15 protein-coding genes are annotated in these 18,618 nt (G+C 72.9%); 9 read left to right on the forward strand and 6 right to left on the reverse strand.

Annotated elements, in window-relative coordinates:
* Positions 1 to 285 precede the first annotated feature (285 nt).
* Positions 286 to 1,374: an NADH:flavin oxidoreductase gene (locus tag ACIPLC_RS18785; RefSeq protein ID WP_400474109.1), complete on the reverse strand. Its 1,089-nt coding sequence runs from the start codon at positions 1,372 to 1,374 to the stop codon at positions 286 to 288.
* Between the two features lie 369 nt (positions 1,375 to 1,743).
* On the opposite strand from ACIPLC_RS18785, the gene ACIPLC_RS18790 reads away from it, so the two are divergent.
* From ACIPLC_RS18790 to ACIPLC_RS18805, 4 genes are all read left to right on the forward strand, one after another.
* Positions 1,744 to 2,520 carry an SDR family oxidoreductase gene (locus ACIPLC_RS18790; protein WP_400474110.1) on the forward strand — a complete coding sequence of 259 codons (777 nt, stop codon included), beginning with the start codon at positions 1,744 to 1,746 and terminating at the stop codon, positions 2,518 to 2,520.
* 30 nt (positions 2,521 to 2,550) lie between these two features.
* On the forward strand, positions 2,551 to 3,747 hold the full coding sequence (locus ACIPLC_RS18795; RefSeq protein ID WP_400474111.1) for a cytochrome P450: 1,197 nt from the start codon (positions 2,551 to 2,553) through the stop codon (positions 3,745 to 3,747).
* 108 nt (positions 3,748 to 3,855) lie between these two features.
* A complete protein-coding gene (gene car, locus ACIPLC_RS18800; RefSeq protein ID WP_400474112.1) occupies positions 3,856 to 7,287 on the forward strand; it encodes a carboxylic acid reductase in 3,432 nt (1,143 codons plus the stop codon).
* 55 nt (positions 7,288 to 7,342) lie between these two features.
* The gene (locus ACIPLC_RS18805) at positions 7,343 to 7,714 is read left to right on the forward strand and encodes a nuclear transport factor 2 family protein (protein WP_400474113.1); all 372 of its coding nucleotides are present in this window, start codon (positions 7,343 to 7,345) and stop codon (positions 7,712 to 7,714) included.
* Between the two features lie 116 nt (positions 7,715 to 7,830).
* Here ACIPLC_RS18805 and ACIPLC_RS18810 read toward each other — a convergent pair whose 3' ends face one another.
* The 4 genes from ACIPLC_RS18810 to ACIPLC_RS18825 all read right to left on the reverse strand — a co-directional run bounded on the left by ACIPLC_RS18810 (position 7,831) and on the right by ACIPLC_RS18825 (position 12,904).
* Positions 7,831 to 8,532 carry a hypothetical protein gene (locus tag ACIPLC_RS18810; protein ID WP_400474114.1) on the reverse strand — a complete coding sequence of 234 codons (702 nt, stop codon included), beginning with the start codon at positions 8,530 to 8,532 and terminating at the stop codon, positions 7,831 to 7,833.
* A 103-nt stretch (positions 8,533 to 8,635) separates the two neighbouring features.
* Positions 8,636 to 10,183, reverse strand: coding sequence for a Na+/H+ antiporter (locus ACIPLC_RS18815; protein ID WP_400474115.1), 1,548 nt, complete (start codon positions 10,181 to 10,183; stop codon positions 8,636 to 8,638).
* Between the two features lie 174 nt (positions 10,184 to 10,357).
* Positions 10,358 to 11,386 carry a helix-turn-helix transcriptional regulator gene (locus ACIPLC_RS18820; protein WP_400474116.1) on the reverse strand — a complete coding sequence of 343 codons (1,029 nt, stop codon included), beginning with the start codon at positions 11,384 to 11,386 and terminating at the stop codon, positions 10,358 to 10,360.
* A 192-nt stretch (positions 11,387 to 11,578) separates the two neighbouring features.
* Positions 11,579 to 12,904 carry a radical SAM protein gene (locus ACIPLC_RS18825; RefSeq protein ID WP_400474117.1) on the reverse strand — a complete coding sequence of 442 codons (1,326 nt, stop codon included), beginning with the start codon at positions 12,902 to 12,904 and terminating at the stop codon, positions 11,579 to 11,581.
* Positions 12,905 to 13,260: 356 nt separating this feature from the next.
* Here ACIPLC_RS18825 and ACIPLC_RS18830 point away from each other — a divergent pair, with 356 nt between their 5' ends.
* Together ACIPLC_RS18830 and ACIPLC_RS18835 are read left to right on the forward strand one after the other, a co-directional pair.
* Complete coding sequence (locus tag ACIPLC_RS18830; protein ID WP_400474118.1) at positions 13,261 to 14,463, forward strand: family 2 encapsulin nanocompartment cargo protein terpene cyclase; 1,203 nt, start codon at positions 13,261 to 13,263, stop codon at positions 14,461 to 14,463.
* Positions 14,464 to 14,518: 55 nt separating this feature from the next.
* Positions 14,519 to 15,403: a geranyl diphosphate 2-C-methyltransferase gene (locus ACIPLC_RS18835; protein WP_400474119.1), complete on the forward strand. Its 885-nt coding sequence runs from the start codon at positions 14,519 to 14,521 to the stop codon at positions 15,401 to 15,403.
* Between the two features lie 121 nt (positions 15,404 to 15,524).
* Here ACIPLC_RS18835 and ACIPLC_RS18840 read toward each other — a convergent pair whose 3' ends face one another.
* A complete protein-coding gene (locus ACIPLC_RS18840; protein WP_400474120.1) occupies positions 15,525 to 16,169 on the reverse strand; it encodes a dihydrofolate reductase family protein in 645 nt (214 codons plus the stop codon).
* Positions 16,170 to 16,370: 201 nt separating this feature from the next.
* On the opposite strand from ACIPLC_RS18840, the gene ACIPLC_RS18845 reads away from it, so the two are divergent.
* The 3 genes from ACIPLC_RS18845 to ACIPLC_RS18855 all read left to right on the forward strand — a co-directional run bounded on the left by ACIPLC_RS18845 (position 16,371) and on the right by ACIPLC_RS18855 (position 18,552).
* Complete coding sequence (locus tag ACIPLC_RS18845; protein ID WP_400474121.1) at positions 16,371 to 17,450, forward strand: phosphatidylinositol-specific phospholipase C domain-containing protein; 1,080 nt, start codon at positions 16,371 to 16,373, stop codon at positions 17,448 to 17,450.
* Positions 17,451 to 17,690: 240 nt separating this feature from the next.
* Entirely contained in the window at positions 17,691 to 18,023 is a 333-nt protein-coding gene (locus ACIPLC_RS18850) for a ribonuclease domain-containing protein (RefSeq protein WP_400474207.1), read from the forward strand.
* Between the two features lie 178 nt (positions 18,024 to 18,201).
* Entirely contained in the window at positions 18,202 to 18,552 is a 351-nt protein-coding gene (locus ACIPLC_RS18855; protein ID WP_400474122.1) for a 5-carboxymethyl-2-hydroxymuconate Delta-isomerase, read from the forward strand.
* Positions 18,553 to 18,618 lie beyond the last annotated feature (66 nt).

An 18,618-nucleotide genomic window follows, 5' to 3' on the forward strand; every position in this document is an offset into this window, starting at 1 on the left:
GCCGATACCCGAGACGCTGGCCGATACCCGAGACGCTGGCCGATACCCGAGAAGCGGGGGGGCGGCGGGGGGGGGGGGGCCCCGGGTCGGGGGGGCCCGGGGGGGGAAGGGCCGGGTCGCCCCGCGGGGGCGCGCCCCCCCCCCCGCCCCGGGGCCCCCCCCCCCGCCCCCCCCCCCCCCCCCCGCCCCCCCCCCCCCCCCCGCGGCCCCCCCCCCCCCGCCCGCCCCCCCCCCGCCCGCCGCCCCCCCCCCGCTTCTCGGGTGCCCGTTCGTCGAACGGCGCGGTCAGACCAGGCTGGCGAGCACGGCCGGGTCGTACGGGACGGTCCGGGAGAGGTCGCCGCGCAGCGCCCTGGCGGCCCAGTCCGGGTTGGCCAGCAGGGTGCGGCCGACGGCGACGAGGTCGAACTCGTCGCGCTTGAGGCGGGCCAGCAGTTCGTCGATGCCGGTCACGCCGGCCCGGCTGGTGTAGCCCTGGGCGAACTCGCCCTCGCCGTACTGCTGGTCCAGGCCCACCGAGCCGACCGTGACGGCGGCCTTGCCGGTGAGCTTGCGCGCCCAGCCGGCCAGGTTGAGGTCGCTGCCGTCGAATTCGGGCTGCCAGTAGCGGCGGGTGGAGCCGTGGAACGCGTCGACCCCGGCGTCGGCCAGCGGGGTCAGCAACTGCTCCAGCTCGGCCGGGCTCTGCGCGATGCGGGCCCCGTAGTTGCCGATCTTCCACTGGGAGAGCCGGAAGAAGACCGGGAAGCCCGGGCTGACGACCGCGCGGATGGCCTGCACGATCTCGGCGCCGAAGCGGGCGCGGGAGGCCGTGTCGCCGCCGTAGCCGTCGGTGCGCCGGTTGGTGCCGTTCCACAGGAAGTCGTCGATCAGGTAGCCGTGCGCGCCGTGCAGTTCGACGCCGTCGAACCCGAGCCGCTCGGCGGTCACGGCGGCCTCGGTGAAGGCGGCCACCGTGTCGTCGATGTCCTGTTGGGTCATCGCCCGCCCGGTCGGGGCGCCGTCCAGGCCGAGCCCGGACGGGCCTTCGGCGGGCGGCTCCGTCCCGGCGCGCACGACCCCGGTGTGCCACAGCTGCGGGATGATCCTGCCGCCGGCCTCGTGCACCCGCCGCACCACGCGGGCCCAGCCGGCCAGCGCCCGTTCGCCGTGGAAGTGGGGCACGTGGTCGTACCCGTGGGCGGCGGCGCGGTCGATGTAGGTGCCCTCGGTGATGATCAGTCCGACCTGGTGGGCCGCCCGGCGGGCGTAGTACTCGGCCACCTCCTCGCCCGGCACGCCGCCGGGGGACTGCATCCTGGTCATCGGGGCCATCACGATGCGGTTGGGGACCGTCAGATCACCCACCACGAACGGCTCGTCCAGGCTGGCCATGGGTTCCTCCCGAGTTCTCGGCATTCATGGTGTGGACATCCCGTGTGCGTCCATTCCGCCACTCCGGTTCCGCCGCTCCGGCGAATCGTTTCCGGGCCGTGCGGAAAATGGTGTGGTCGGCCGCACCTCGGTAGCGCATGATTATCGACCCTGTTGATCGCGGCGTCCAGCCACTGCCGTCGTCGGCGCTGCATTGCCTGAGGCGATCCATTGCATCGAAACAATCATGTTGACCGTGTCCGGGAGATCACGGATAGTGGTGCAGGTGGTTCCGCGTCGCCTTCTGGGTCGCAACTGGAGAATTGATTCCCTTGCCGACCAGTGCCGCGGAAAGGAATTTCCCAGGAACGAAAGGTGGCGGAACCCAGGGTGAGCCAGAGTCGCCTTACCGCGCAGATTTCCACTGAACTGGACGGCAAGCGGGCCGTGGTCACCGGCGGCAGCCGCGGCATCGGCGCCGCGATCGTGCAGAACCTGCTCGACGCCGGCGCCACCGTCGTCACCTCCGCCCGCAAGGCCACCGAACACACCCCGTCCGCAGCCAAGTTCATCCAGGCCGACCTCAGTTCGCCGGCCGGGGTGCGGGCGTTCGCCGACGCCGCGCTGGACTCCCTCGGCGGGGTGGACATCGTGGTCAACAACGCCGGCGGCTGCCGCGCCTTCCAGACCGCGCTGGAAATCGAGAACGACTGGCAGTACACGGTCGACATCAATTTCCTGGCCGCCGTCCGGCTCAATGCCGCACTCGTGCCGGCCATGCGCACGGCCGGCGGCGGGGTCATCGTGCACCTCTCCTCCATCGCGACCATTTCCTCCTACCCGATGATCCTGCACTACGCCGCCGCGAAATCCGCGCTGGAGGTGTACAGCAAGGGGCTCGCGGTCGAGCTGGCGCCGGACGGAATCCGGGTGGTCGCGATCTCCCCGGGAAACGTGATGACTCCTGGGGCGGATGAGGCGCGCGACAAGATCGTCGACTATCTCGGCATGGAATCGGAGGGGGACTGGGCCGACGAGGTCCCGCTCGGGCGGATCGGCCAGACCCAGGACATCGCCGAGGCGGTCGGCTTCCTGGTCTCCCGGCGTGCCTCATGGATCACCGGAAGCAACCTCGTCATCGACGGCGGGAAGAGCGCGTCCCTGTGACCGCCCGCCAGGACTGGAAGGACTGACACGTTGACCGCGACAGAAGAAGGGCCGCGGGCCTATCCGTTCGGTCCGGCCGACCAGCTCAACGTGGACCCGAAGCTGGCCGAGGCCTGCGGCGAGCAGCCGGTGCTGCGGGTGAGCCTGCCCTACGGCGGCGACGCCTGGCTGGTCACCCGGCACGCCGACGTCAGGACGGTGCTGGCCGACCCCCGGTTCAGCCGGGCCGCCGCCGCGGGCGAGGACGTGCCCCGCATCGTCTCGGCCGGCCTGCCCCGCACCTCGATGCTGAGCATGGACCCGCCGGAGCACAGCCGGCTGCGGCGCCGGGTCGCCAACCCCTTCACCGTGCGCCGGGTCGAGGCGATGCGCCCGCGCGCCCAGCAGATCGTGGACGGCCTGCTCGACACCATGATCGCCACGGGCTCGCCCGCCGACCTGACCCAGATGCTGACCTGGCCGCTGCCGATCACGATGATCTGCGAACTGCTCGGCGTGCCCGTCGAGGACCGCGACCGGTTCAACGCCTGGGTGGACGGCCTGCTGATGCTCTCCGACCCGGCCCGCTCCGCGCGGGACCGCGGGCACCTCAACGACTACCTCGCCGGCCTGGTCGCCGAGCGCCGCGTCGAGCCCACCAGCGACCTGCTCGGCGAACTGGTCGCCGTGGAGGACGAGGAGAACCGGCTCACCGAGGAGGAGCTGGTCAGCCTCGGGGTCAGCCTGCTGTCCGCCGGCCAGGAGGCCACCGCCAACCAGATCGGCAACTTCGTCTACACGCTGCTGACCAGGCCCGAGCTCTGGCACGAGCTCGTCGCCGATCCCGGCCTGATCCCCGACGCCGTCGAGGAGCTCTCCCGGATCATCCCGATCAGCGCCACCGCCGGCTTCACCCGGATCGCCACCGAGGACGTGGAGCTGGGCGGGCAGACCGTCCGGGCCGGCGACGCGGTGGTCACCGAGTTCTCCCTGGCCAACCGGGACCCGGAGGTGTTCGACCGCCCCGAGGAGATCGACTTCCGCCGGAAGAACATCCCGCACGTCACCTTCGGACACGGCATCCACCACTGCCTCGGCGCGGCCCTGGCCAGGATGGAACTGCGCGTCGTGCTGGACACCCTGGTGCGCCGCCTGCCCGGCCTGCACCTCGCCGTGCCGGCCGACCAGGTGACCTGGCGGACGGAGCGGCTCATCCGCGGCGCGGACGCGCTGCCGGTCGCCTGGTGAGACGCCCGCCGGCCGGAACGACCGCCTGAGCGCCAGGCCTCGGCGATCGCTCCGGCCGCGGTCCAGTTCGCATTCCGACATCACCCGGACGCTACGGGAGGGCTCAGCATGGCCGAACCACCGGAGGAGATCACCACGGCCGTGCGTGATCCGGGCAAGGGACTCGCCGAGGTCATGGCGGCCATCATGGAGGGCTACGGTGACCGGCCCGCCCTCGGCGAACGCACCCGGGAGCCCTCGACCGGGCGCCTGCTGCCGGGCTTCGACACCGTCAGCTACCGCCAACTGTGGGCCCGCGTACGCGCCGTCGCCGGCGAGTGGCACCACCACCCGGACCACCCGCTGAGCGCGGGCGACCGGCTCTGCATCCTGGGCTTCACCAGCACCGACTACGCCACGCTCGACCTCGCGTGCATGCACGCGGGCGTGGTGGCCGTGCCGTTGCAGTCCAGCGCGCCGCTGTCCCAGCTGGTGCCGATCGTCGCGGAGACCGAGCCGCGCGCCCTCGCGGCGAGCATCGAGCGCCTGGACACCGCCGTCGAAGCCGTCCTCGGGGCGCCCTCGATCCGGCGCGTGATCGTGTTCGACCACCGCCCCGACGTCGCCGAGCACCGCGCCGCCTTCGAGTCCGCCCGGCGGCGCCTGGCCGAGGCCGGCCGCCCGGTGGCCGTCGACCCGCTGGCCGCGGTGATCGAGGCCGGGGCCGGCCTGCCGCCCGCGCCCCTGTTCGTCGCCGCCCCGGGCGAGGACCCGTTGGCGCTGCTCATCTACACCTCCGGGAGCACCGGCACCCCCAAGGGGGCCGTGTACCCCCAACGACTGGTCCGCACCGCGTGGAACGGCTTCAGCTACGGCGCGGAGGACACGCCCCCGGTCAGCGTCCACTACATGCCGCAGAGCCACCTCGCCGGTCAGTGGTCGCTGCTGGGCTCGCTCTCCCGGGGCGGCGTCGGCTACTTCACCGCCAGGAGCGACCTGTCCACCCTGCTCGACGACATCGCCCTGGTCCGCCCCACCGAGCTGACCATGGTCCCGCGCATCTGCGACCTGCTCTTCCAGCGGTACCGCAGCGAACTGGACCGGCGGGCCGGCGAACCCGGCGACGTCGACACGGCGGTCAGGACCGACCTGCGGGAGAACGTCCTGGGCGGGCGCGTCACCAAGGCCTTCTGCGGCACCGCCCCGCTCTCCGCCGAGGTGGCGGCCTTCGTCGAGTCCTGCCTGGGCTTCCACCTGTACACCGGCTACGGCTCCACCGAGGCCGGCGGGGTGCTGCTCGACTCGGTGGTGCAGCGCCCGCCGGTCATCGACTACAAGCTGGTCGACGTCCCGGAACTCGGCTACTTCCGGACCGACTCGCCGCACCCGCGCGGGGAACTGCTGCTCAAGACCGCCACCGCCATTCCCGGCTACTACAAGCGGCCCGAACTCACCGCCGAGATCTTCGACGCGGACGGCTACTACCGGACCGGCGACATCATGGCCGAGATCGGGCCGGACCGGCTGGTCTACGTCGACCGCACCAAGGATGTCCTGAAGCTCTCCCAGGGCGAGTTCGTGGCCGTCTCCCGCCTGGAGACCGCCTTCGTCGCCAGCCCCCTGATCCGGCAGGTCTTCGTGTACGGCAACAGCGAGCGCGCCTACCCGCTGGCCGTGGTGGTGCCCGCCCCGGAAGCGCTGGCCAGGGCCGGCGGGGACGCCGAGTCGCTCAAGCCGCTGCTCGTCGAGTCGCTCCAGCGGACGGCCAAGGAGGCCGAGCTCAACTCGTACGAGATCCCGCGCGACGTCCTGATCGAGACCGAACCCTTCAGCGCCGCGAACGGCCTGCTCGCCGACAGCCACAAACTGCTGCGCCCCCGGCTCAGGGAGCGCTACGGCGAGGCCCTGGAGCGGCTCTACGCCGAACTCGCCGACGGGCAGGACCGGCAGCTGCGCGAGCTGCGCCGGGCCGGGCCGCAGCGGCCGGTGCTGGAGACGGTCGGCCGGGCCGCCCAGGCGCTGCTGGGCTGCGCGGGCACCGACCTGAGCACCGACGCGCACTTCACCGACCTGGGCGGGGACTCGCTGTCCGCGCTGTCCTTCGCCGCCCTCATGACGGAGATCTTCCAGGTCGAGGTCCCGGTCGGGGTGGTGATCAGCCCGGCCAACGACCTGGCGCGGGTGGCGGGGTACATCGAGGAGCAGCGCCGCTCCGGGGCGAACCGGCCCACCGCCGCGTCCGTCCACGGCGAGCACGCCGCCGAGGCCCGCGCCGGCGACCTCACCCTGGACCGGTTCCTCGACGCGGCGACGCTCGCCGCCGCCCCGACGCTGCCCCGCCCCGACGGCGCCGTCCGCACCGTCCTGCTCACCGGGGCCACCGGCTACCTCGGCCGGTTCCTCTGTCTGGAATGGCTGGAGCGGCTGGCGCCCGCGGGCGGCAGGCTGGTCTGCGTCGTCCGCGCCGCCGACGCCGCCGTCGCGGCGCAGCGACTGGCGGCGGCCTTCGACAGCGGCGACCCCGAACTGCTGCGGCGGTACCGGGAGTTGGCGGACGGGGCGCTGGAGGTGCTGGCGGGCGACATCGGCGAGCCGCGGCTGGGCCTGGCCGAGGACACCTGGCAGCGGCTGGCCGACACCGTGGACCTGATCGTCCACCCCGCCGCCCTGGTCAACCACGTCCTGCCCTACGACCAGTTGTTCGGGCCCAATGTCGTCGGCACGGCCGAAGTGATCCGGCTGGCGCTCACCACCCGGCTCAAGCCCGTCACCTACGTGTCCACCGTCGCCGTGGTGGCCGGCGCCGCGACCGCGGCCCTCGACGAGGACGGCGACATCCGCGCCACCAGCCCGGTCCGGCACCTCGACCAGGGCTCCGGCGGCGGCGACGCGCACGGCTACGCGCACGGGTACGCGACCAGCAAGTGGGCCGGCGAGGTGCTGCTCCGCGAGGCCCACGACCTGTGCGGACTGCCGGTCGTCACCCTGCGGTCGGACATGATCCTCGCGCACGGCGGGTACCGGGGGCAGCTGAACGTGCCCGACGTGTTCACCCGCCTGCTGCTCAGCCTGCTCGCCACCGGCATCGCCCCGGGCTCCTTCTACCGCGGCGGCGGGCGCGCCCACTACGACGGCCTGCCGGTCGACTTCACCGCCGAGGCCGTCACCGCGCTGGGCGCCCGGGCCGCCGAGGGCTACCGGACTTTCAACGCGCTGAACCCGCACGACGACGGCGTCTCCCTGGACACCTTCGTCGACTGGCTGATCGAGGCCGGCCACCCGATCCGGCGGATCGACGACTACGACGACTGGCTCGCCCGGATCACCACCGCGCTGCGCACCCTGCCGGAGAAGCAGCGCCAGCACTCGCTGCTGCCCCTGCTGCACGCCTTCGCGCGGCCCGGGGAAGGCGTCCCCGGGTCGGCGGTCCCCGCCGACGGCTTCCGGGCCGCCGTGCGGGCCGCCAAGGTGGGCCCCGACCAGGACATCCCGCACCTGTCGGCGGCCCTCGTCCGCAAGTACGTCACCGACCTGCGCCACCTCGGTCTGCTTCCCCGCTGACCGCGACACCGCAGCACCAGCCCCGCATTCGACCCGACGGACACAGGAGTTCGGCATGGCACAGAGCATCGGCGAGACGGTCATCTCGGGTCTGCGGCGCCTGGAGGCGAACGACTTCGCCGGCTTCCGGGCGCTGTGCACCGAGAAGGCCACCGTGTGGCAGAACGACGGCAAGGACGAGCAGGCGATCGACGAGCGGCTCGTGCACTTCAAGGCCTTCGCCGCCGGTGTCGAGTCGCTGCGGTTCGAGGTCCTCCGCCAGTTCGAGAAGCCGGACGAGGTGCTCCAGCAGCACGTCATCCACCTGCTGTCGGCCGAGGGGGTCGTCCAGGAGGTCCCGACCGTCGTGTACTTCCGGTTCGAGGACGGCCTGATCGACCGGATCGAGGAGTTCGTCTACACCGTGCCGCAGGGCAGTACGGCCTGACGGACCGGCCGCCCGCGCGGCCCGGCAAGCGGGCCCGGCGAACGGCCGCCGACCGCCGGGGTGCTCCTGCTCAGCCGTCGGCACGCCCGGCGGTGGGCAGGAGCGGTGCCCGACCGTCAGGCGGGTGCCGCGGCGCGGGAGTCCCGGAGGCTGCGGCGGGCGGCGGCGGAGACGAGCAGGACCCAGAGCAGGCTCAGGCCGCCCAGGGCGTAGACGCCGCCGTGCAGGAAGGCGAGGTCGAGGTCCGCGGAGGCGGGCGGGGCCCAGCCGTCGGGGTCGACGAGGACGGGGGTGGTGGTGCCGACGGAGGACGATCCGGTGCAGCCTTCGCCCTGGTACTTGGGATGCGGCAGCGGCTTCCCGTCCGCGCGGCGGATCGCGCAGGACCAGCTGACCCGGCCGCTGCGGTCCTTGGAGCTGTGGGCCTCGGTGACGACCATCTCGATCCGCTCGCCGCGCTGCGCGAGCACCTCCGCCCGGACGATGGTGGTGGGCAGGGCCAGCAGCAGGACCCCGAGCAGGACACCCGGCCAGAGCACCCAGCCGGCGGCCCGCACCACCATCAGCCCGCCCAGCGAGGCGATGAGCACCAGCACGGCGAGGACCGTGAAGGGCGCGCTGTGGTCCGGGTCGACGGCGAGCACCATCAGGCCGACCATCAGCAGCGGGGCGAGCACCGCGACCAGGACCGCCGCTCGGCGGACGGTACGGGGCGACGTCGGCTTGTCCTTCCGGGGCTTCCGCTTGGCGGTCTTCGGCCGCTGGGCGGCGGCCGCTGCGCTCAGCGGTCGCTTCTGCTTCTTCCTGCCCTTTGCCATGTGGCCCCCGTTCGGTGGTGCGGGCGATGTGCTCGCGACAGTCTGACCGGCGGCCCGGAGGCGCGGAAGGCCGGGGGCCTGCCGGACCGGTCGGGCGGGCCCGTCACGGACGGCCGAGTCCGGCCTGTTCCAGGTCGAGGTCGCGCTGGAGGAGGCGCAGGGTGGTGTCGCTGATGAGGTGTTCCTCGTAGAGGCGGTGCAGCCGGGCGTTCTGCACGGTGATGACCTCGTGCCGGAGCTGGCGGTAGGCGGCGTCGGCGGTGGTGCCGTCGGGGGCCTCGGGGGTGCGGTCGAGGCGGGCGGCGAGGCCGCGCCGGACCCGGTCGATCGCGGTGTCGGGCATGACCTCCAGGGCGGCGAGGTGGTCGACGTGGTCGAGGGCGGCGCGGTTGAGGGTGTCGCGGGCGTCGTCCTCCTCGCGGGCGGTGTGCTCGGGTTCCAGGGCGAGCCCGGAGCGGTGGACCACGGCGGCGAGGGTCAGGCCCTGCACGACCAGGGTGAGGACGACCACGGCGGTGGTCAGCACCAGGACGAGCGGGCGCCCGGCGATCCGGTTGCCGTCCTCGGTGAGCAGCGGGATGGACAGGGCCGCCGCCAGCGGCATGACGCCCCGGGTGCCGGCCCAGGTGACGACCCCGGCGACCCGCCAGGACAGCCGGCCGCGGGCGGGCTTGACCCCGCGGGTCAGCGGCAGCGTCCACAGCACCCGGACGGCGATCAGCACGGCCGCCAGCGCGAGCGCCTGGAGCGGCCACCAGCCGGTGCCGGCCGGCAGGTCCCGGACCAGGGCGGGCAGTTGCAGGCCGACGATGCTGAACACGACGCTCTCCAGCAGGAACACCACCACCGCCGAGACGGCGTGCAGTTGGAGCCGGATGCGGGCGTCGGTGAGGCGGTGGCCGGAACGGCCGAGCAGGACGCCGGCGACCACGACCGAGGTCACCCCGGAGGTGTGCGCGGACTCCGCCAGCACGTACGCCGCGTACGGGGTGACCAGGGCTATCACGGTCTCCAGGACGGGGTCGGCGGTGCGGCGCCGGATCAGCCACACCAGGCCGGCCACGGCAGCGCCGACCAGGCTGCCGCCCCCGCCGAGCAGCAGCAGCTCGCCGCCCGCCGCGGGCAGGTCCACCGTGCCGCCCACGGCCACGGCGACCCCGACGGCGACCTTGAACAGCACCAGCGAGGTGGCGTCGTTGAACAGGCTCTCGGCCTGCACCAGCACCTGGACGCGCCCCGGCAGCGCCAGCCGCCGGCCGAGCGCGGTGACGGCCACCGGGTCGGTGCTGGACAGGACGGCCCCCAGCACGAACGCCATCGCGGGCGGCAGCCCGGCGACGGCGATGGCCACGAAGCCCACGGCGGCGGCGGAGGCGAAGACCAGGCCGAAGGAGAGGATCGTCACCGGGCGCCACACCGTGCGCAGGTCACGCAGCGACAGGTCCTCGGCGGAGGAGTAGAGCAGGGGCGGGAGCACCACCAGGGCGATGGCCTGCGGCGGCACGTGCAGCGCGGGCACACCGGGGACCATCGCGACCGCGAGGCCAACCAGGACCAGCAGGGAGGGCGCGGGCACCCGCAACCGCTGGGCGAAGGTGGCCACGCTCGTGGCCAGAACCACCAGAACCAGAACGATCCCCACGGCGTGCATCTGCGGAAACGACCCATCACGATCGGGGTCGCCGCCGCCCGAGCGCTGCAGTCGTCCCCCGAGCCGACCAGACTTCCCGGCACACCGCCGGTCATCTTATCGGGTCGTTTGCGCGGTCCGGCAGGGTGCCTGACCGGTCCTGCCCGGGCGCACGTCCGCCGGGCGGGGCCCGGGTCAGCAGCGCCCCCCGCCGAGCATGATCCGCGCGATCAGCTCCTGCCGACTGCCCACCCCGGTCTTGGTGAACACCGATTTCAGGTGGTCCTGCACCGTGTACGGCGTCATCGCGAGCAGCCGGGCCACGTCCCGGGTGTCGCTGCCGCGCACCAGCAGCAGCGCCACCTCCTGCTCACGGGCGGTCAGCCCGTACGCGGCCAGGTGGAGCGGCATCAGCTCGGCCGGTGAGGCGGGCGTGGCCACCACCGTCACCTCGTCCGCCGCCGCGCCGCCGCGCAGCGCCGATCCGTGCAGCAGGTACCAGCGTTCGTCCCGGGTGCGGACCCGCACCGGCGACTGCGGTGCGGCCAGCCCGTGCGCCGCCCGGCGGGCGTGCTCGGCGGCCATCGCCACGCAGGTCGGGATGGCGAGCGAGGTGGGGGAGGGGTCGGCCAGCCGGTCGAGCAGGTTCTCGGCCGGCCCGGACAGCGCCCGCAGCCGGTTGCCCCGGTCGAGCACCAGCACCGCCGGCCCCGCGTCCTCCCGGTCCGGCGCCCCCGCAGGAACGTGGCACGCCCGCAGCGCATTGCCCAGGTGGCGGGCGGCGGCGTCGGCGAGCTCGCGCTGGCGCCCCAGGTAGGGGCCGCGGTCCGGGGCCCGCATGAACGCCGCGCACCCCCACATCCCGCCCGCCGCGTCGAACACCGCCCGCAGTTCGTCCCCGAACCCGGCCGGTGCTATCTGCTCCCGGAACCGCACGCTCTCCTGCGGGCGCCCCCTGGTCACCCGGCTCAGCGTCTCCGCCTGCACCCCGCTGTGCCGGATCTTCGGGAAGGTCGCCAGGTCGTCCTCCCAGACCTCCAGCCTGACGGCGTGCTCGTAGGCCGTCAGGCTGAGGTCCTCGCTCTGCACCGAGTTCACCAGCCCGGTCGCCGGATCCGCCGTGTGCCAGCACACCGCGTCGAACTCCAGGACCGGGCGCAGCAGTTCATCCGCCCGCCGGAACACCTCCGGCGTCGTCAACCCCTCCCCGACGAGCTCCCGCATCCCCTCGATCGCCGACCGCGCCGCCGCCCCACGAGCCCCACGTAATCCCATGGCGGGAAGCTAACACGCTGTTCGTACCCCCACCTACGCGCCGATCGGCGGGGTGCGCCTCCTCCTCGCGGCGGTTCGGCGGCCCCCGGCGTCATCCTGACGTTCCGTCATCCCGGCCGGGGGATCGGCGGGCGCGGGGGTTCAGCCGGGCAGGGAGTCCATGAAGGAGCTGACCGAGAAGACGGCCTTGCCGGGGCCGGCCGGGCCGTAGCCGGGCGGGGAGGAGAGGCCGAACTCCTCCAGGGTGGCGCGGTAGGTCTGGAGCAGGCGGATGTGGTACTCCAGCGGGGCACCCTGGGGATTGGCCTTGCCGAGGGGCGTGGTGGGCTCGGGGCACCAGGTGGTGAAGCGGGGCACCACACCGTGGGACATGAAGAAGCGCAGGCCCTCCCGGGTGGAGGCGATGGCCTCGTCGACGGTGGTGAAGCCGAAGGGCTGCGCCATCTCGACCCCGGCGACGAAGTTGGGGATCACGTTCTCCGGGCCGAACACCTCGGTGGAGTCGAGGATGCGCCGGTGCCACTCGGCGCGGCCGACGTAGCGCTCCTTGCCGGGGCAGTACAGCTCGAACAGGCGCTCGTCCCAGACCTCGAAGTTGGGGTGGTAGATCCGCACGCCGTAGTCGTGGAAGCGCTGGACGTCCTCGCGCGGCAGGGCCTGGGCGACCACCTTGCCGATCCAGCGCCCGGGGAAGCGCTCCTCGATGGCCTTGGCGTACTGGCCGTAGAAGTCGGCCTCGTCCCGGCCGCCGACGTGGGAGGTGATGGCGCCGCCGGTGAGGGTGTACGCCCGGGAGGCGCGGGCGGTGTCGTGGCGGTCGATGAGCTCCAGCGCCTCCAGCACCTCCTCGACCGGCTTGACCCCGGTGTAGGGGCGGCCGGCGGCCTTGTGCTGGCGCCAGTTGTGGTTGATGTCGCAGTACTGGCACTCCTCCTTGGCGCCGAAGTACTGGCAGACCCGGAAGACCGTCAGGTAGATCAGGTAGCCCCACTGGATGGTCGGGGCGACCTCCATCACCGACTTCCCGTTGGCCAGGCTGTGCCGGTAGTAGTCCGGCATCGGGGGCAGGCCCACGTCGGCGATCCGCGCGCCGTCGAGGTACAGGCCGAGCGTGCCGTCCTCCCCGGCGCCGACCCGGTACGGAGAGTCCGGGTTGACCCGCACCGACACCACGGTGCGGCGCAGCCCGTACGGGCCGCCGGTGAGCACGACCTCCTCCGGCGGGCGGTTGAGCGCGGCCGCGCCGAGTTCGGGCAGGGTGCGGTGGTCGAAGGAGAAGATGAAGTACGACTTCGGCTTGACCTCGCCGCCCCCGTCGGCGCCGGTGTTGCCGCTGAGGGCGGACTCGTCGAAGGCCATGCCGCCGCGCAGCAGGTCCTCCTTGATCACGGCCTCCCGGGGCACCTCGGGGAAGCGTTCCATGAGGTCCTCGACCAGTGCGGTGCGGCTGGGGCCCTGGGTCTCCATGTGCTGGTACGTCCTTCCTGGCCCCGTTTCGTCACGGGGTCGTGGCCATTCTTCTCCCCCTTACACCGGCCGGTGCGGCGGACCGATGCATGGCGGGGGCGTGTTTCAAACGCCATACGCGCTCACGTTCACCTGATCGGGTGTAGGAGATCGTCCGGAACGTTTCCGAACCGACCTCGCGCCTACGGTGGTGAACCGAGCGAGACGGGGTCGCGTTCGACGACCGCCCGCGCCGTCGGTCAGGTGACGACCCGTCGGATCTTGCGATCCTTCATCAGAGTCAGAGGAGGCTCCATGCCCCTGTGCACCAGAGCGGGGACACCCTTCGAGCGCACCGCCGCCGGGGTGGTGGGGTCATGAGCTCCACGGCGATGGAGCGGATCCTGCGCGGACCGAGCGGCCTGGGCACCGCCGGCCTGTACCCGGTGCCGAGCGACGCCGCCCCGAGCGAGCCAGCGCCCGCTGCGCCCGCTGCCGCTGCGCCCAGTGCCCCCGCGTTCAGCGCCCCCACGATCAGTGCCCCCGCGCTGAACGGCCTTTCGCCCGACAGCCCTGCCCCGAGCGGTTCCAAGCCGAAGCCCGGCGACGCCATCCCGGGCCTCTACCACCACCCGGTGGCCGAGCCCGACCCGGTGCGGGTGGAGGAGCTGAGCCTCAGGATCAAGGACTGGGCGCTGGACGAGGTCGAGCTGTACCCGCCGGACTGGGAGAAGCAGTTCGACGGCTTCTCGACCGGCCGCTACATGGTGGCCTGCCACCCGGACGCGCCCAGCGTCGACCACCTGATGCTCGCCGCCCGCCTGATGGTCGCCGAGAACGCGGTCGACGACTGCTACTGCGAGGAGCACGGCGGCTCGCCGGTCGGCCTCGGCGGGCGCCTGCTGCTGGCGCACACCGCGCTCGACCCGCTGCACACCACCCCGGAGTACCACCCGGACTGGGAGGCCTCGCTGTACGAGGACGCCCCCCGCCGGGCGTACCGCTCCGCGATGGAGTACTTCACCCGCGCCTCCACGCCCTCCCAGTCGGACCGCTTCCGGCACGACATGGCCCGGTTGCACCTCGGGTACCTCGCCGAGGCGTCGTGGGCCGAGACCGAGCACGTCCCGCAGGTCTGGGAGTACCTGGCGATGCGCCAGTTCAACAACTTCCGCCCCTGCCCGACGATCACGGACACCGTCGGCGGCTACGAGCTGCCCGCCGAACTGCACGCGCTCCCCGCCATGCAACGCGTGATCGCCCTGGCCGGCAACGCCACCACCATCGTCAACGACCTGTACTCGTACACCAAGGAGCTGTCCATCCCCGGACTGCACCTGAACCTGCCCGTGGTGATCGCCGAACGCGAGGACCGCTCGCACCGGGACGGCTACCTCAAGGCGGTCGAGGTCCACAACGACCTGATGCACGCCTTCGAGGCCGAGGCGGCCGCGCTGGCCGCGGCCTGCCCCGTGCCGACCCTCGTACGGTTCCTGCGCGGCGTGTCCGCGTGGGTCGACGGCAACCACTTCTGGCACCAGACCAACTCCTTCCGCTACACCCTGCCCGACTTCTGGTAACCACCGTTTCCGGCAGCCGTCCCCCTTCCGTTGATCACCCGCTAGGAGCTGACGCATGTCCCTGACCGATGACATCACCACCCCCACCGACAAGGCCGCCATCCCCGGGCCGGCGACTCCCTACCAGGGCGACATCGCACGCTACTGGGACCACGAGGCCCGGCCGGTCAACCTTCGCCTCGGCGACGTGGACGGCCTCTACCACCACCACTACGGCATCGGCGACGTCGACCAGGCCGCCATCGGCGACCCGGCCGACAGCGAGCGCGAGAAGAAGGTGATCACCGAGCTGCACCGCCTGGAGTCCGCGCAGGCCGAACTGCTCCTCGACCACCTGGGCCCGATCCCGGCCGACGCCACCCTGGTGGACGCCGGCTGCGGCCGCGGCGGCTCGATGGTGATGGCCCACGAGCGCTTCGGCTGCCGGGTCCAGGGCGTCACGCTCTCCGCCAAGCAGGCCGAGTTCGGCAACAACCGGGCCCACGAGCTGGGCATCGGCGACTTCGTCCGCTCGCAGGTCTGCAACATGCTCGACATGCCGTTCGAGACCGGCCAGGTGGCGGGTTCGTGGAACAACGAATCCAGCATGTACGTCGACCTGTACGACCTGTTCGCCGAGCACTCCCGGATCCTCGCCGTCGGCGGCCGGTACGTGACCGTCACCGGCTGCTGGAACCCCGCCTACGGGCAGCCGTCCAAGTGGGTCTCGCAGATCAACGCGCACTTCGAGTGCAACATCCACTCCCGCCGGGAGTACCTGCGGGCCATGGCCGACAACCGCCTGGTGCCGCAGGCCGTCATCGACCTGACCCCCGCCACCCTGCCCTACTGGGAGCTGCGCGCCACCTCCTCGCTGGTCACCGGCATCGAGGAGGCGTTCATCAACTCCTACAAGGACGGCTCGTTCCAGTACGTCCTGATCGCGGCCGACCGGGTCTGACTGGTCTGACGGACCGGGTCGGGCCTGGTCCGGTCCGACCCGGGTGTGACGGTGGCCTCCCCGCAACTGCGGGGAGGCCACCGCCCTTCGGCCACCGCGCCGCGGCCCGTCGACCGCCCGGTCAGCGCCGGGTGAAGGTGAGGTGGGTGACGCCGCTCGGGCTGCTCACCGCCTCGGTGCGGAAGCGCTGCTCCAGGCCTTCGAGCCCGTCCCAGAGCCGCTCACCGCGGCCGAGGACGATCGGCACCACCACGACGTGCAGGTGGTCGATCAGGTCGGCCTCCAGGAAGGCGCGGACGGTGCTCGGGCCGCCGCCGATCCGGACGTCCTTCCCGTCGGCCGCCGCCCGGGCCCGGCGCAGCGCCTCCTCGGGCGTGGCGCCGACGAAGTGGAACGTCGTCCCGCCCGCCATCTCCAGCGTGGGGCGCGGGTGGTGGGTGAGCACGAGGACCGGGGTGCGGAACACCGGCTCCGGCCCCCACCAGCCCTTCCACTCGTGGTCCTCCCACGGGCCGCGCTGCGGGCCGAACTTGTTGCGCCCCATGATCTCCGCGCCGATGCCGTCGTCCCAGGTGCGGGCCATCGCGTCGTCGACGCCGGTGTCACCGCCCTCCTGGCCGAGCATCCGCCGAAAGGTCCGGGTCTGGAAGAACCAGCCGTGCAGCCGGTCGCCGGCGTGGCCGAACGGAGAGTCGAGGCTCTGCCCCTCGCCCGTTCCGTAGCCGTCGAGCGAGATCGAGAAGTTGTGGACGCGGACCAGGGACACGGGAGTTCCTCCGGTGTTCGGTGCTCCGGCGCGGACCGGCCGCGCCTGCTGGACGGCCCACGCTAACCCGGGCGGAAGCGGTAGAGCCGTCACGCTATTGTCGTGTCTTCTTCACCCGAAGCTCGCCCCGGTGGGCGATGCTTCGTCCGGCCGTCCGGGAGGGGCGGCCGGAGGCACATCCGACCCGGGGGGACAGTACCTGTGACCGTACGCCGCACCACGGCCGCCATCCTGGCGGCCGGCCTGCTCGCCGCCGCCGCGGCCCTGATACCGACGGCCGCCGACGCGGCGCAGGACGCGGCCGCGAGCGGCCCGGCGGACCTGCCGTTCGGCTCGGCCACCACCGTCGGCCTGCACAACACCTACGACCCGGCCGCCTACCCGTACCTCGCCCAGGGGCTCGACACCGGCACCGGGATGATCGAACTGGACGTCTGGACGGACATCGTCACCAAGGAGTGGAAGGTCAGCCACTCCAACCCGCTCGGCAACTCCAACAACTGCACCGCCGCCGGCACCCCGGCGCAGCTCTACAGCGGCGGCGCCAACAAGAACCTGGAGAACTGCCTCGACGACGTCCGGGTCTGGCTCGGCGCCCACCCGGGTGCCGGCCCGTTGGTGGTCAAGCTGGAGCTGAAGGCCGGCTTCTCCGCCAACCACGGCATGGGGCCGACGGAGCTGGACGCGCTGATCGCCGCCCACCTGGGATCGGCCGTGCTGCGCCCCGCCGACCTGCTCGCCAAGCCCGGCGGCGGCTCGTACGCCGACGTCGACGAGGCGGTGCGGGCCGGCAACTGGCCGAGCCGCGCGGCGCTGGCCGGGAAGGTCCTGCTGTACGCGATCCCGGGGACGGTCGAGGAGAGCAACCCCTTCGACACCCTGCACACCGACGTCGAGTACGGCCGCCACCTGCGCGACCTCGCCGCCGCCGGCCGGATCGGCGACGCCCAGCTGTTCCCCGCCGTGCACGGCGCCAAGGCCGGCGACCCGCGCAGCGCGTACACGGGCGCGGACGCCGGGATCCGGCCCTGGTTCGTGGTCTTCGACGGCGACGCCGCCACCTACGTCAACGGCGTCGACACCGCGTGGTACGACCGCTCGCACTACCTGCTGGTCATGACGGACGCGCACAACGTGGCGCCCGCCATCAGCGCCACCGACCCGACGGCCGACCAGGCCCGGGCCCGCACCGAGCAGCTGGCCCGGGCGCACGCCAGCATCGTCTCCAGCGACTGGCGCAAGCTCCCGGCCGTCCAGTCCCTGGCCCTGCCCCGGGGCTGACGCCGGTCGGCCGGACGCGCCACCGGGGCGGTGAACGCCCCGGTGGCGCACGCGCGTCCGGGCCCGGGCCGGGCCGGCTGTTTTCCAGGTCAAGTCCGTTGCGGGTACGTCGAGTTGACCCGAGATGAAGACTTGGTTCAGGGCTTTCGGCGGGCCGAAGGGGTCGCCATGCTGGTTGTCATGACCCGAACTCTACGCGCGTGGAAGTCCCGCGCCGCCGCCGTCACCGCCGTCGCCCTGATGACCCTCGCGCCCGCCGCGGTCGCCACCGAGGCGCAGGCCGCGGTGAGCGGCTCGGTGTGCCTGTCCGCGCTGCCGTCGCAGGCGCGCACGACACTCAACCTGATCGCCTCCAACGGGCCGTTCCCGTACAGCCAGGACGGGGTGGTGTTCCAGAACAAGGAGCACGTGCTGCCGGGCCAGTTCTACGGCTACTACCACGAGTACACCGTGGTGACGCCCGGCTCCCCGACCCGCGGCGCCCGCCGGATCGTCACCGGCCAGCGCACCCGCGAGGACTACTACACCGGCGACCACTACGCGACCTTCCGCCTGATCAACTTCGGCTGCTGACTCGCTGTTCACGCCCCCGGGGCCCCGGCGCGCCGCCCGCCGGGGCCCCGGCGGTGTCGCGCCACTGCCATGTCACACCTCGGTGGAGGCCCCGCCCGCAGTCCGCGCGGCCGCGCGCGATAGCGTCGCGGAACTGTCCGAGGAGCCCGACGGGGGCTCCGCCCCCTGGGAGGTTTCCGTGCCGCAGATCCTGGTCGACCACTCCGCCGATCTCGACCTCGACCACGCGGGCTTCGCCGAGGAGGTCCACCGGCTGATCGCCGAGGTGATCGACACCACCGTGGCGGACTGCAAGACGCTCTTCCGCCCGGCCGGGCGCCACGCCGTCGGTGACGGGGCGGGCGGGCGCGCGGTGGTGCTGGTGGAGATCAAGATTCTGGCCGGCCGCAGCACCGCGCAGCGCGCCGAGTTGACGGCCAGGGTGCTCGCCGCCCTGGAGGCCCGCCTCGACGTGCCCGCCGCGATCGGCGTGGAGGTCACCGAACTGGACCGCGAGACCTACCGCTTCGTCCACCACCCCGGCCGGTAGTACGCGGCCGGCGGGCCGGGGCGGCGGACATCGCCGCATCCGATGCCGCGGCACCCCGATCGGTGC

The organism is Kitasatospora sp. NPDC086801, assembly GCF_044745805.1.
Classification (GTDB): Bacteria; Actinomycetota; Actinomycetes; order Streptomycetales; family Streptomycetaceae; genus Kitasatospora.

Bases quoted from the DNA above. Each gene is read 5' to 3' on its own strand.
- ACIPLC_RS18815 (WP_400474115.1), bottom strand. From the start codon at position 10,183: ATGCACGCCGTGGGGATCGTTCTGGTTCTGGTGGTTCTGGCCACGAGC.
- ACIPLC_RS18825 (WP_400474117.1), bottom strand. From the start codon at position 12,904: ATGGAGACCCAGGGCCCCAGCCGCACCGCACTGGTCGAGGACCTCATG.
- ACIPLC_RS18805 (WP_400474113.1), top strand. From the start codon at position 7,343: ATGGCACAGAGCATCGGCGAGACGGTCATCTCGGGTCTGCGGCGCCTG.
- ACIPLC_RS18835 (WP_400474119.1), top strand. From the start codon at position 14,519: ATGTCCCTGACCGATGACATCACCACCCCCACCGACAAGGCCGCCATC.
- ACIPLC_RS18785 (WP_400474109.1), bottom strand. From the start codon at position 1,374: ATGGCCAGCCTGGACGAGCCGTTCGTGGTGGGTGATCTGACGGTCCCC.
- ACIPLC_RS18810 (WP_400474114.1), bottom strand. From the start codon at position 8,532: ATGGCAAAGGGCAGGAAGAAGCAGAAGCGACCGCTGAGCGCAGCGGCC.
- ACIPLC_RS18830 (WP_400474118.1), top strand. From the start codon at position 13,261: ATGAGCTCCACGGCGATGGAGCGGATCCTGCGCGGACCGAGCGGCCTG.
- ACIPLC_RS18820 (WP_400474116.1), bottom strand. From the start codon at position 11,386: ATGCGGGAGCTCGTCGGGGAGGGGTTGACGACGCCGGAGGTGTTCCGG.
- ACIPLC_RS18850 (WP_400474207.1), top strand. From the start codon at position 17,691: ATGACCCTCGCGCCCGCCGCGGTCGCCACCGAGGCGCAGGCCGCGGTG.
- car (WP_400474112.1), top strand. From the start codon at position 3,856: ATGGCCGAACCACCGGAGGAGATCACCACGGCCGTGCGTGATCCGGGC.